Raw genomic sequence first — 12,615 nt, 5'->3', positions numbered from 1 at the left:
ATGTTCGACTTACTGCAGGGCGATGATCTCCGTCCCCGGACGCTCTTTTTCGTCAGCGGAAAGGGGACAGACAAGCAGGACCGCACCGGGAACCGCTGCGACGCCGCCAGGAGCGCGACCACACGGCGACGGCCGCCGACTCGACGATCCGTCCGGGTTCACCGTGACGAGCCAGTACGGGCTGCCGTCGCCGAACTCGGTTGCGGTCACCACCCTGTCGCCCACCAGAGCGAATCTCCACGAATTCAGTGCCGCGCTGGACCACGACGTGTAGATGTCGAGGCCGCTTAGCCGACGACGTTCGCCAGATGCCGTCATCAGCACTTCGGTTGTCCCGTTGCCGGGGAATGCTTGAGTCTGCGCCACGTCACCCTGGATGAGTCCGTTCTCCGGATCCAAGTCCAGCCAGTCGACCTGGCCCCACTCGACCCTCGCCGTCGCCGAGGAGGTGTCGATCGTGGCCAGGGGAACCTCGGGCCAGGTGCGGTCCAAGGTGGCTAGGACAGTCACGTTGGAACCCGCGACTGAGAAGACATCCAGCATGATCTTGGCATCGACATTCCGCCACTGCGGCAACGGGATCGGTATCTGTCGCGACGAACCGGATTCGAGGTCGTAGAGTACGGTGAGAACATCCTTGCCACCGGAACACACTTCGAATACCACCAGCGAATGTGTCGCGGTCGTGGCATTGAAGAGGTCCGCGCAGTCGGTCACCGGCCGGCTCCACCGCAGGTGTCCGGACCGAACGTCGAGCGCACCGATCTGCGCATCGTCGCCGTCGCCGCGCGACACCCCGACCGCCCCTTCGCCGTCCGATACCGACCGTGCGTGTACGCCCCAGCCGTCGGCATTGGTCCAGAGATGCCGGCCGGTCATGGCGTCGAATCCGGACAAGCCGGTGAAGCTGGGCTTCTCATCCCTCTGATCTCCGTCCGCGTCATCACGGGCACAGTGGACGATGACGACGCTGGTGGCGTCGGTCCCGGTCGACCACGTTCCATCGGGGTAACAGCCGTCCGGGAGTCGGTCGGTCGGGAGCCGCCAGCGACCCACCCCGGTGGTGCCGTCGTAGGCGGTCACCGCGGCACTGTCGACGGTCACGAATCCCGGACCCGCGGGGACGACGTACTGGGGGATCTCGCTTCGGAGCCGATACGCCTCGCGTTCCCCGACCATCGTCGGCGTCGCAGGTATGGCGATCGATGCGGTCGGCTCGATTGCGGTTCGGGACACCGTGGCCATCGCGACACCCGCAGTGCCCAGGGCGATCGCGGTGACGAGGCCGACGACGGCCGCCGTCCGAGTGCCGCTCCGTCCGATGGCGGCGCCGGGTTCGACGAAGACGGCTACGGCGAGCAGCACCAGCGACGCCACGGCAAAGAGCACCCACGTGATCCTGGACATGGTGACGACCGGGTGCGCGCCCGGACCCGAGATCACCCACGCAGCTGCCCGCGCAGGTTTGCCGAGGAAGGCGAACGCCGCGGCAACCGTGACACCCGCCAGCAGCGCGGCCGCCGCCACCGCGACGGGGCGACCTCGCAACATCAGCGTGGCGAGGAAGACGATGAACACCGCCACCGCCAGACCGCCAGCCAGCGACACGGCCAGGTACGTGGTCGCTGCGTGGAGATCTCCGCCGATCCGATTCTCCGGTCGACGGAACACGACAGCCGCAGCTGCCAGAACTGTTGCGCCGACTGCGGTGCCGATGGCACCGCCGATCCAGACCAGACGCCGCACCGCGCCTCACCCCCGCTTGATGTCAGTGTGCGAACAACCTAGCGTGCCGCCCCGAAATGACCCCGTCTTGATGGCCCTTGACGCACGGCATGTCGCAGCGTTCCCGACCTGAGGGTGACCCATCGGAGCCACACCTACCGACTGTGTCGTTCGAGCGAATGACCAGCGCGGGGCAACATATACGCTCGCTCGGTGCCGGTTGACACGCAGGACGAACGAGGAATTCCCGACGACGAGACCGCCGAATCCCCGCGCGACCTGCCTGGGCTCCAGCCAGGCGCCTGGGTCGGTCTCGTCGTCGGTCTGCTCATCGTCGCCATCGTCGCCCTTGCGTGGGCGTGGTTGCGCCGGACACCGCCCGAGGTGGTCAACGATCTCGTCGACACGATGTCCGTTCTCCGCCAGACGTCCCTGGTGGTGGCGATCGACAGCACACTCGTCGTCGTCTACCTCGCCGCTGGGGCGTATCGATCCGACGAGGCTCCACCCAGGCACTTCGTGGCGCTCACGGCGCCCACTCTCGCGATCGTCGGTGTCGTGGGAATCGTCTTGTGGAGGCGCCCCGAGACGCAGGACGCCTTGGACGGGGCAGCCTACGAACAACGGATCCCCGGGTCGGGGAATGTCCAGTCGGTGGCGTCCGTGGCCTGGTGGTCAGCGTGTCTCGCGGTACTTGCCGTAGCGTTCATGGCCTTGCGCGCCTACCGACCGTTCTACGAGAAGATGGCTGAGACCACGACGACTCGCAGGCCGGTTCCCGACGCATTGGCGATCATCTCGGTGCTCGTGGTCGCCGGATGTGTCGTCATCGGTATGGCCACCCACCGACCGTCTCCCTACGACGGAGAAACCGCTACCGGCGTTGCGATTCCACCGATTCCGGACCGTCCCGGACAGGGATCGTATTCGCTGGAGTCACCGAGCCAATTCACCATTGGCGGTGCGGGATACGCCGTGGTCGGTCACTCGTCGGATGACGCTGTCACGTCATACGACACGATAGAGGGATACGACGGAGCCACCGGCGATCGACTGTGGTGGTTCGCCGTGCGCGACACCGACGTCTCCGAACTCTGGTCCACCGGCGCCGGCCCCGACAGCGTCCTTGTGGCCAAGATCTATGGCGATGGCATCTCCGGTTCACCGTTCATCGGCATCGATGCGACCACCGGTGAGCGGCTCTGGACGACGTGGCTCGATCCATCGGTCGACCCGCAAGAGCCGTTCGATCTGCTCGCCGACAAGGTCATCCTCGTCCGCCATCACATCGCTGAGGCGGATACGGACACTTCCGAATCAGTGCGAGAGCGCTGGATCGCGTTCTCACCGCAGACCGGCGAGACCTTGTGGACTCGCCCGCTCCCGAAATGTCAGACCGAAGCCTTCGCTGCAAGTGACAGCGTCGTGATGTCGGCGTGCCCCGAGGATCCCGACCACATCGCCACAGTGCTGGACGCCACCACGGGTGACGTACAGACAGAGATCCGGAAATCGTCTCTGGGTGTGCAGCTTCCCGACGACACCGTCATCTCCATCGAGCAAGTCCGGGACTCGCATGCGCTGGTGTCGATGTCCGATCCGACCGAGGGTGACAGCATCACCTACTCGCTGATCGACGTCGGTACTGGTCGCGAGATCCATCGCTTCGCGAAGGATACCTCGGTATCCTTCGTCGGTGACGGTTCCATCGTCATCCGGACGCGCCATACCTCTGCGTCCACATCGATCTCACTCTTCGACATCGATTCGCGGATCACGCTTCCGACCGGACTGATCACGGAGAAATCCGCGCGAACCTCCCTGCCCTGGACCGCGCTGGGTGATGCGTGGGTGGGAGTAGCGGCGCAGACGCCGCCCGACTCCGAGGACGCGATCGCGCGAGAAGATTCGGGCTGGGACTATTCGCTGTGGACAGTCACTCGAGACGGAGAAGTGTCCCAGATGCTCGACCCCTGCACGCCCTACAACGTCGGCGATCTGAGGACGATGCCCGGCGCGCTGGTCATGTGGTGCGCCGACTCGATGACTGTAATGAACTGACCCTTCTTCGACGCAGGATTCAACCTACGTCGAAGCCGAGAGAGATGATCGCGCACTAGGTCTCGCCAGGTCACTCCTCCGCTACTGAGGGGGCCGGCTCAGCTCCCCTGAATCCGCGCGAACGGCTGCGCCGCTTCGAGTTCGAACGCCAGCTCCAGCAACAGCCGCTCCCGCCCGAGGTCGGCGCCGAGATGAATGCCCAGCGGCCGCCCATCAGAGGTCTGTCCCAAGGGCAGACTCATCGCAGGCGTTCCGGACGTGTTGTTCGCCGGAGTGTACGCGACATAGTGCACGAGCCGTTCGAAGACGACGTCGAAGTCGGCACCGGGGTCGAGGTGGCCGATCCGCGGGACGGTGTGCGACAACGTCGGCGACAACAGCAGGTCGAAGCTGTCGAAGACGGTGCGGAACTTCGCCGTCGCACGCTTGAGCCCGATGATCGTCGACGGCGTACGCCAAAATGCGCGGGCGTAACGCCGCGCGAGTCCCCGGGTGAACGGATCGAGGGCGTCTTTGTCGAAGTCCTTGCCGACCATGAGCTTTCCGGCGCGGTCCATGGTGAAGGCGAGCATCGACCAGTAGTCGGTGAACTGTCGGACGAAGGTCTCGTCCAGCGGGACAGGGGTCGGTTCCACGTGGTGGCCGAGTGACGTCAGCAACTCCACCGCACCGGCCATCGCGGCCGCGGTGTCGGCGTCGATCGGGCTACCGGTCACGGAATCGGTGATCAATCCGATGCGCAACCGGCGGGTGCCCGGCCCCTCTACCAGTCCGACCCGCGGCAGTCCCGTTGGTACGCGGAACTTCTCCGCATCGTCGACGAAGGACGCGGTGTCGCGCACGGTTCGACTCAGGACGCCGTTGGAGATGATGTCGATCGGCAGGATCCGCCCGGTCGGAGACGGCGCGACTCGACCACGACTCGGCTTGAGACCCACCAAACCGCATGCGGCAGCAGGAATACGAATCGAGCCCCCGCCGTCGTTGCCGTGCGCGATCGGAAGCGCCCCGGACGCGACGAGCGCGGCCGACCCGCCCGATGACGCCCCCGAGGAATAGTCGGTGTCCCACGGGTTGCGGGTGGGTTCGCGGTCGACGAACTCGGTGGTCGCGGTGAGACCGAACGCCGGCAGCGTCGAGGCCCCCACGATGTTGACGCCGGTGGACAGGAATTGTTCGGTGAACGGCTCGTTGCCTTTCGCGGGCAGGTCGGGCATCGCGGCCGATCCGTTGCCCACGGGCAAACCTTCGAACAGCGTGTTGTTCTTGATGATCGATGGCACCCCGGTGAACGACCCGGCGGGAAACTCGCTGTCGAGAGCCCGGTCACGGGCACGCTCGCGGTCGTCCACGGCGATCGCGTTCAGGTGCGGGTTGACCTTGTCGATCCGGCCCAGTGCGGCTTCGAGCGCCTCCGAAGCCGAGATCTCCCCGCAGGCGATGGCGGCAGCCACCCCCATCCCGTCCCGATCGCCGAGAGCATCGTCACCGAACGCATGCACGCATCGCATGCCGCCGACCCTAGCGCGAAGTGTCGCCCGATTCGGCCATGCGCATGACATCGGCGGCCAGCGTCTCGGCGTAGGTGTCGTCGAGCCCCAGACCGAACACCGCGTGGTGATACAGCGGCGCGATCACATGATCGAGGATCTGCTGCACCGACGGCGCGGGTTCGCCGCGCTGGGCCGCCCGGCCCACCATCTGCTCGGCCTGATCGCGCCGGATCTCCCAGCACGGGCACTCTTCGACGACGTCGTTGCGCGCGAACACCATGGCCCGCAGGTAGGCACGCCGTTTCGGTCGACCGATGTCGGCGGAGATGATCCGCGACCATTCCGCGAGGTCGTCGTCGAGCACGCCGGCGTCGGGCAACGGCTCGCCCTGGGTCAGCGCGGCGACGGCGACCTCACCGAGCAATGTCTCGATGGACCCCCATCGTCGATAGATGCTGGTCGGGTTCACACCGGCGGTCTCGGCCACCTCGGGGATGGTCATGGTCTCGCGTTTGCCGGCCCCGACGAGCTGTCCGACGGCAGCGTAGACCGCCGACTGCACGCGGGCACTGCGTCCACCTGGTCGACGGGCCCGCTCAGCAGCGGTCGACGTCGAGCGCCGGGCGGTGTTGGAACCAGTCATGAAGCCATTATTGCAAACCGAGTTGCTTTAGCGCAGGACGCTGGCTACGTTGAATCTAACGCAAATGGCGTTGCTTTAGGAGATGCGATGACTCGACTGCACCCGCACCGCGCATTCTGGGTGGTGACGGCGACCTTCGTCATGGTCCTCTTCTCCTCCGCGGCACCCTCGCCGCTCTACCCCGTCTATCAGGAACTGTGGGGGTTCTCGGCGTTCACCCTGACCGCCGTGTTCGCCATCTACGTGGTGACGATGCTGGTCAGCCTGCTGACCGTCGGGTCGCTCTCCGACCACATCGGCCGGCGACCGGTGCTCGCGGTGGCCCTCGTACTCCTGATCGCGAGCATGGTGCTGTTCGTGTCGGCCGAGGACGTCGGCGTGCTCATGGCGGCGCGCGCCCTGCAGGGCCTCGCGACCGGCGCCGCGATGGGGACGCTCACCGCGACGGTTGTCGACATGCAGCCGACACCGCGGCTGGGGTCGGCCATCACCGGCGCCGCACCGGCCATCGGACTCGCGGGTGGCGTCGCGGTCGCCGGACTACTCGTCGAGTACGCTCCCGCGCCCCGCTTCCTCATCTACGAGGTGATCCTGGGACTGTTCGCGGCGCTGCTCGTGGCGCTGCTCGTGGTGCCCGAGACCTCCGAACGAGTCGGTTTCACCTCGCGCCGTCATCTCATCACCACGCTTGCCCCGCAGGTACATCTGCCTCCTGCCGTGCGCGGCGCGTTCCTCGCGGCAGTGCCCGCCCTGGTGGCCACGTGGTCGCTGGGCGGGCTGTATCTGTCGCTCGGGTCGTCGGTGGTCGCCCGCGTCTTCGGGGTCGACAACCACGCCGAGGCCGGGGCGCTGCTGTTCGTCTTCTTCGCCTCCGCAGCGGTGACGTCCCTGCTGATCACCGGACGGCCGGCCTCGACCAAACTCGCCTTCGGCTACCCGGCGCTGGTCGGCGGAGCCGTCATCTCGCTGGCCGGAGTGCTGACGGAAACGCTTCCGCTCTACATCGTCGGCTCGGTGGTGGCCGGCTCCGGTTTCGCCGCCACCTTCCTCGGCGCCCTCGACAGCATCATCGCGGCAACCCCCGCGCAGCAACGCGGACAGGTCTTCTCGTCGGTGTTCGTCGCCAGCTACCTGGCCTTCAGTCTGCCCGCCGTGGTGGCCGGACTCGTGGTGTCACACATCGGCCTGCAGGAGACGGTGATCGGTTATGTGGCCTATGTCCTGGCGTTGGCGGTGGTCGGTGCGCTCGTGACCGCCCGCGCCCGCCGCCGTGTGCCGACGAGCGACCACTCGTCGGCGACGTCCGCGATGGAGTCCGACGGCGCGGTCTCAGCGCGCGGCTGACACGCCGACACCCGGCAGCGACATCACGTCGATGACTCGTCAGCCCGCCGCACCGACGATCCGTTCTGCCATGTCCGCCTGGAAGTTCCCGATCTGCTCGGGCGTCATCGCGCCGGACTCCCGGTACCAGCGCGCGACGTCGACCCCCATCGACAGCAGCAGATTGGTCGTCGCCGGCGGGTCGTCGACGTGGAACACTCCACCCGCGATGCCCGCGTCGACGATCACGCCGACACGCCGGGCGACCTCTTTGCGCATGACGACGATGGCGTCGCGATGCTCCGCCGACAACGAGTCCAGCTCGTAGTTGACGACCCTCGACCACACGTGATCACGGGCGTGGTGGGCCGCCAGCGCACCGATCACCGCACGCAGCCTTGCGATGGGCGGCTGCGCAGAGTCGTCGGCGTCGTCGATCAACTCCAGGAACGCCCGGTGCCCGGTATCGGAGAGCGAGTAGAGCACCTCCTCCTTGGACCGGAAGTGCACATACACCGCCGCCGGACTCATCTGTGCACCGGTCGCGATGTCGCGGGTGGTGGTGGCCGCGAAGCCCTTGGCCGCGAACGCCTCGACCGCGGCGCGCAGCAACCGGGAGCGCGCCGCGACGGCACGGGACGGCGGTTCCACGACTGACACGTGACCGACCTCCGTTTCCGTGGGACTTCCGTGGACATTGACAGCGGCCGCTCGGCGCGGCATAGTTGAGAGTATCACTAAGCAAGCGCTTAGTCAGCGGACGAGACAACCGGTCGTGCCGAGTTCCGCGTCTGCACCCCACATCCCCTGACCAGGAGTAAGACAGAACTCATGCAGCTGACATTCAGTCCCGAAGAAGAGGCATTCCGCGATGAGTTGCGGGCGATCTTCGCGAAGGTTCCCGAGGATCTGCGGCGCCGGTCGGAAGCGGGCAAGCTGAACTACCCCGACGACCTGGTCACCACCACCCGCATCCTCAACGAACACGGGGTCGCGACGCCGGGCTGGCCGGTCGAGGCCGGTGGCCGCGACTGGACTCCCATCCAGAGCCACATCTACCGCGAGGAGATGAGCCTGATGCACGTCCCGGACCTGCTGCCGTTCAACGTCGGCATGATCGGTCCGGTCATCGCGCAGTTCGGTTCGCCGGAGATGAAGGAACGTTTCCTGGCCAAGACCGCCAACCTCGACATCTGGTGGTGCCAGGGCTTCTCCGAGCCCGAGGCCGGCTCGGACCTCGCCTCGCTCAAGACCCGCGCGGTGCGCGATGGCGACCACTACATCGTCAACGGCCAGAAGACGTGGACAACCCTCGGCCAGTTCGCCGACTGGATCTTCTGCCTGGTGCGCACCGATCCGGATGCCAAGAAGCAGGCCGGCATCAGCATGCTGCTGTTCCCGATGGACACCCCCGGCGTGGAACTGCGGCCGATTCAGTTGATCGATGGCAGCTTCGAGGTCAACGAGGTCTTCTTCAACGATGTCCGTGTGCCGGTCGAGAATCTCGTCGGCAAGGAGAACGAGGGCTGGACGCAGGCCAAGTTCCTGCTCGGCAACGAACGCAGCGGCATTGCGCGCGTCGGCTACACCAAGACCAAGCTCGCCAAGGCGAAGGAACTTGCGCGGGAGATCACCACGGCGTCCGGCGGCACCCTGCTGGAGGACCCGCTGTTCGCAGCCCGGCTGGCCGAGTTGGAGAACGACCTCCTCGCCCTGGAGATGACCCAGTTGCGCGTGGCCGCGTCGTCGGCGGACGGCAAGCCCAACCCGGCGTCGTCGCTGCTGAAGCTGCGGGGCAGCCAACTGCAGCAGGAGGCCATGGAGTTGCTCGCCGACATCGCCGGCGCCGACTCGCTGCCGGTCGCCGGGCTCGATGCGTCCGCCGCCAACGGCACCGCCGACGTCGCGTCGCCCGAATGGGCACAGTTGTCCGCGCCGACGTACCTCAACTACCGCAAGGTCAGCATCTACGGCGGATCGTCGGAGGTTCAGCGCCAGATCATCGACAAGGCCGTGCTGGGTCTCTGAGCCAAGCGCCGCCTCAATACCTTTCACGACTCACGAGAACCTGGGAACCTGTCATGGATTTCGAACTTTCCGACGAACAAACGATGCTGCGCGACACCGTGCGCGAAGTACTGACCCGCAAATACGACGTCGAGACGCTGCGCAAGGTCACCGACACCGAACTCGGCTGGGACAAGGGGGTGTGGAAGTCGTTGGCCGACATCGGCATCCTCGGCCTGACCTTTCCCGAGGACGACGGCGGCATGGGCGCCGGCCCAGTGGAGTTCACCAGCGTCATGACCGAGATCGGTCGCGCCCTGGCACCTGAGCCCTACCTCGACGCCGTCCTCGTTCCGGGGTCGCTGGTCGCCGCAACCGCCGACGACGAGACCCGCGCCGAGCTGCTCGGCGGGCTGGCCTCCGGTGAACTCCTGATGGCATTCGCCCACCTCGAGGCAGGCGACCGCTGGCCGGGCGCGAAGGTGGCCACCACCGCCACCGACGGCAAGCTCAATGGCACCAAAGTCCTCGTCGGACACGGCGATTGCGCCGACAAGCTGGTCGTCTCGGCGCGCACCGACGACGGTGTCGGCCTGTTCCTGGTCGACGCGGACGCCGAGGGCGTCACCCGCACCTCGTACCGCACGCACGACCGTCGTCGGGGCGCGCAGATCGAGTTCTCCGATGCCGCCGCAGTCCGTCTGGGTAGCGGCGACGCCACCCAGGTCATCTCCGACGCCGAGGTCGGTATCCAGACCGCCCTGTGCGCCGAGGCCGTCGGCGCGATGGAGAAGGCCCTGGACATGACCGTCGACTACCTGAAGACCCGCAAGCAGTTCGGTGTCACGCTGTCGCACTTCCAGACGCTCACCCAGCGCGCCGCGGACATGTACACCCAACTCGAGCTGGCACGCAGCATGAGCCTTTACGCCACCACCGCGCTGGCCGACGGTGTCTGCGATCCGACCATCGCATCGCGGGCGAAGCTGCAGATCTGCCGCTCGGGCCGGGCCATCGGCCAGGAGGCGGTGCAGATGCACGGCGGTATCGGCATGACCGCCGAGTACCCCGTCGGCCACTACCTGAGCCGGCTCACCGCGATCTCGCACACCCTTGGTGACGCCGCCGATCATGTGTCGGTGCTGGCGCGCTCGGTCGGCGACCACGAGATGGTGATGGTCGGCTGAGTCGTTTCGGACTCACCGCGCAGGCCCCTGCCGGCGTTTCCGGTTGTAATCCGGAACGAACGGCGGGGGCCTGTGCGTTCTAGGCCGCCGCGTCCGATCCCGGATCGCTACTGTTTCTCCCATGGACCAACTGCGCGACAATCTGGGCGACGCCGCGGCCTACAGCATGGCGGGAATCGTGTTGCTGGTCGTGGGTTTCGTGGCGCTGGACCTCGTGACCCCGGGCCGGTTGCGCAATCTGATCTGGCTCGACCACAACCGCAACGCGGTGATGCTGGCGACCGCTCAGGTCGTCGGGCTGTCCATCGTTCTGGTGGCCGGGGCCCGCGACTCGATCGCAGTGGAACTGTGGCGCGGCGTCCTTTACACCACCATCTACGTGATCCTCGCGATCGCGGTGATGATGTGGTCGTTCGTGCTCATCGACTGGCTGACACCCGGCAAGCTGGGCACGCTGCTCCTCGAGGACGACGGACATCCCGCCGGGTGGATCTGTGGTGCCGTGTTCATCGGGATCGGCGCGGTCATCGGCGCCGCCATCGGCTTGTAGTACCGCTCGTCCGCGCCGAATCCGGTCTAGGGTATCCGCCGGCATCACCGCTGAGCGCGCTCGGATGGACTATCCAGCCGACGGCACGCAGCCGTGATGCTCGCGGACATCCGCAGCCCCGCAGAAGCGATCCACCCACTATTGACTCGCAGACAATTGACTATTGACCACCAGACAACAAGCTCTTAGTCTCGTGGCAATCGCATAGCCACTCACCGAGGAGAAACAGCATGGCCGCGCCCCTGATCGAGGAATCCATCGTCATCAACGCCTCCGCAGAGGACGTGTGGGCGGTGATCTCCGACCTCGAGCGCATGGGCGAGTGGAGCCCGCAGTGCAAGAAGATGATCATCCGCGGTGGCGAGGTCGCCCTGGGCACCAAGACCATCAACATCAATCGCCGCGGTCCGCTCGTGTGGCCGACGACGTCCAAGGTCGTCCGGTTCGCGCCGAACAAGGAGATCGCCTTCCGCGTCGCCGAGAACCGGACGGTGTGGAGTTACACCATCGAACCGTCGGACACCGGTGTGAAGGTGATCGAGAAGCGTGAGGTCGGCGACGGCACCACCAAGGTCTCGTCGTTCTTCGTGGACAAACTGTTGGGCGGCGCAAGCAGCTTCGAGGAAGAGCTCAAACTCGGTATGGCCGAGACGCTGGGCAAGATCAAGCGGGCCGCCGAGGCGTCCGCCGCGCGCGCTGCCTGACGCCCTCATTGGTCGCCACCTGGCGCCCTGCCCGGTGGTCGAGTAGCCGCTCGACGGCTACTCGACCACGGCTACTGCTCGGCCAGCTTGTGCACCAGGGCGGGGAGATCGGCCACCGAATCGATCACGTGGTCGGGGATGGGGCCGAACTCGTCGCGTTGCAGCGCGCGCAGCGCCTCTTCGCGGAATTTGCCGGTGCGCACCAGCACACCGATGAGGGCGGCCGCCTGCGCGCCGAGGACGTCGCTGTGCATGTCGTCGCCGACCATGATCACCTGAGTCGGCTCGAGTTGCATCAGATCGACCGCGGTGCGGAAGCCGAGCGGCGACGGTTTTCCGATCGCCTTGATCTTGCGGCCGGCGGCCTTCTCCAGACCTTCGAGGTAGACACCGGTGTCGATGCTGAGGCCGGCTTCGGTCGACCACGTCATCGACCGATGCATCGCCACCACCGGAACGCCGGAAATCATCCGCTCCAGGACCTGCGACAGCGACCGGTGATCGAAGACCGGGCCTGCACCGCCGAGCACCACCACATCCGCCGACGACGGATCGTCGGTGAGTTGCACCCCGGCCATGTCCTCGGCGATGGGCCCCTCGTTGAGCACCCACACCCGCTTGCCTGGATGATTCGCGGTCAGGAATTCGGCGGTGAGCTTGGCGGCGGTCAGGATCTCCGCGGGCGCCACATCGAAGCCACACTCGTTGAGTGACTCGGCGATCTCGGCGCGCGAGCGCGAGGTGGTGTTGGTCAGGAACATGCGCGGATAGCCCTGGTCGTACAGTTCGGCGACTGCGTCTACCGCTCCCGGCAGCGCCTTCCACGAGGTGACCATCACCCCGTCGATATCCAGCAGCAACCCGAGCGCCATGTTGTCTGAATCTAGTCCCGTCGGCGGCACCCTGCACGGCCGACGGATGT

Annotated in this window: 11 protein-coding genes; 6 read left to right on the top strand and 5 right to left on the bottom strand. The window is 66.4% G+C overall.

The window, feature by feature from the left end:
• Positions 1-9: 9 nt before the first annotated feature.
• Complete coding sequence (locus tag NWF22_RS13745) at positions 10-1,746, bottom strand: PQQ-binding-like beta-propeller repeat protein (RefSeq protein ID WP_160904080.1); 1,737 nt, start codon at positions 1,744-1,746, stop codon at positions 10-12.
• Between the two features lie 192 nt (positions 1,747-1,938).
• Between NWF22_RS13745 and NWF22_RS13740 the strand changes: the two genes are divergently transcribed.
• On the top strand, positions 1,939-3,786 hold the full coding sequence (locus NWF22_RS13740) for an outer membrane protein assembly factor BamB family protein (RefSeq protein ID WP_160904079.1): 1,848 nt from the start codon (positions 1,939-1,941) through the stop codon (positions 3,784-3,786).
• Between the two features lie 98 nt (positions 3,787-3,884).
• Here the strand turns inward: NWF22_RS13740 and NWF22_RS13735 are convergent, their stop codons facing one another.
• Both NWF22_RS13735 and NWF22_RS13730 read right to left on the bottom strand, forming a co-directional pair.
• Positions 3,885-5,297, bottom strand: coding sequence for an amidase (locus NWF22_RS13735; protein WP_160904078.1), 1,413 nt, complete (start codon positions 5,295-5,297; stop codon positions 3,885-3,887).
• 10 nt (positions 5,298-5,307) lie between these two features.
• Positions 5,308-5,922, bottom strand: a complete 615-nt coding sequence (locus tag NWF22_RS13730; RefSeq protein WP_160904077.1) for a TetR/AcrR family transcriptional regulator — start codon at positions 5,920-5,922, stop codon at positions 5,308-5,310.
• An 87-nt stretch (positions 5,923-6,009) separates the two neighbouring features.
• Between NWF22_RS13730 and NWF22_RS13725 the strand changes: the two genes are divergently transcribed.
• Positions 6,010-7,266, top strand: coding sequence for an MFS transporter (locus tag NWF22_RS13725; protein WP_160904076.1), 1,257 nt, complete (start codon positions 6,010-6,012; stop codon positions 7,264-7,266).
• A gap of 39 nt (positions 7,267-7,305) precedes the next feature.
• On the opposite strand, the gene NWF22_RS13720 is transcribed toward NWF22_RS13725, so the two are convergent.
• Positions 7,306-7,905: a TetR/AcrR family transcriptional regulator gene (locus tag NWF22_RS13720; protein ID WP_258321142.1), complete on the bottom strand. Its 600-nt coding sequence runs from the start codon at positions 7,903-7,905 to the stop codon at positions 7,306-7,308.
• A 171-nt stretch (positions 7,906-8,076) separates the two neighbouring features.
• On the opposite strand from NWF22_RS13720, the gene NWF22_RS13715 reads away from it, so the two are divergent.
• The 4 genes from NWF22_RS13715 to NWF22_RS13700 all read left to right on the top strand — a co-directional run bounded on the left by NWF22_RS13715 (position 8,077) and on the right by NWF22_RS13700 (position 11,693).
• Positions 8,077-9,273: an acyl-CoA dehydrogenase family protein gene (locus NWF22_RS13715; protein ID WP_160904074.1), complete on the top strand. Its 1,197-nt coding sequence runs from the start codon at positions 8,077-8,079 to the stop codon at positions 9,271-9,273.
• Positions 9,274-9,326: 53 nt separating this feature from the next.
• Positions 9,327-10,439, top strand: coding sequence for an acyl-CoA dehydrogenase family protein (locus NWF22_RS13710; RefSeq protein WP_160904073.1), 1,113 nt, complete (start codon positions 9,327-9,329; stop codon positions 10,437-10,439).
• A gap of 121 nt (positions 10,440-10,560) precedes the next feature.
• Positions 10,561-10,989: a DUF350 domain-containing protein gene (locus NWF22_RS13705; RefSeq protein WP_160904072.1), complete on the top strand. Its 429-nt coding sequence runs from the start codon at positions 10,561-10,563 to the stop codon at positions 10,987-10,989.
• Between the two features lie 230 nt (positions 10,990-11,219).
• Positions 11,220-11,693, top strand: coding sequence for an SRPBCC family protein (locus tag NWF22_RS13700; RefSeq protein ID WP_160904071.1), 474 nt, complete (start codon positions 11,220-11,222; stop codon positions 11,691-11,693).
• Between the two features lie 71 nt (positions 11,694-11,764).
• On the opposite strand, the gene NWF22_RS13695 is transcribed toward NWF22_RS13700, so the two are convergent.
• Complete coding sequence (locus tag NWF22_RS13695) at positions 11,765-12,565, bottom strand: HAD-IIA family hydrolase (RefSeq protein WP_160904070.1); 801 nt, start codon at positions 12,563-12,565, stop codon at positions 11,765-11,767.
• Positions 12,566-12,615: the final 50 nt, after the last annotated feature.

Source organism: Gordonia mangrovi, from assembly GCF_024734075.1.
GTDB lineage: Bacteria > Actinomycetota > Actinomycetes > Mycobacteriales > Mycobacteriaceae > Gordonia > Gordonia mangrovi.
This window is presented reverse-complemented; position numbering and strand designations above follow the sequence as displayed.

What these genes read in the sequence shown, in the direction of transcription:
- NWF22_RS13715 (WP_160904074.1), top strand. Translation starts at nt 8,077, where the DNA reads ATGCAGCTGACATTCAGTCCCGAAGAAGAGGCATTCCGCGATGAGTTG.
- NWF22_RS13705 (WP_160904072.1), top strand. Translation starts at nt 10,561, where the DNA reads ATGGACCAACTGCGCGACAATCTGGGCGACGCCGCGGCCTACAGCATG.
- NWF22_RS13725 (WP_160904076.1), top strand. Translation starts at nt 6,010, where the DNA reads ATGACTCGACTGCACCCGCACCGCGCATTCTGGGTGGTGACGGCGACC.
- NWF22_RS13700 (WP_160904071.1), top strand. Translation starts at nt 11,220, where the DNA reads ATGGCCGCGCCCCTGATCGAGGAATCCATCGTCATCAACGCCTCCGCA.
- NWF22_RS13710 (WP_160904073.1), top strand. Translation starts at nt 9,327, where the DNA reads ATGGATTTCGAACTTTCCGACGAACAAACGATGCTGCGCGACACCGTG.
- NWF22_RS13730 (WP_160904077.1), bottom strand. Translation starts at nt 5,922, where the DNA reads ATGACTGGTTCCAACACCGCCCGGCGCTCGACGTCGACCGCTGCTGAG.
- NWF22_RS13695 (WP_160904070.1), bottom strand. Translation starts at nt 12,565, where the DNA reads ATGGCGCTCGGGTTGCTGCTGGATATCGACGGGGTGATGGTCACCTCG.
- NWF22_RS13735 (WP_160904078.1), bottom strand. Translation starts at nt 5,297, where the DNA reads ATGCGATGCGTGCATGCGTTCGGTGACGATGCTCTCGGCGATCGGGAC.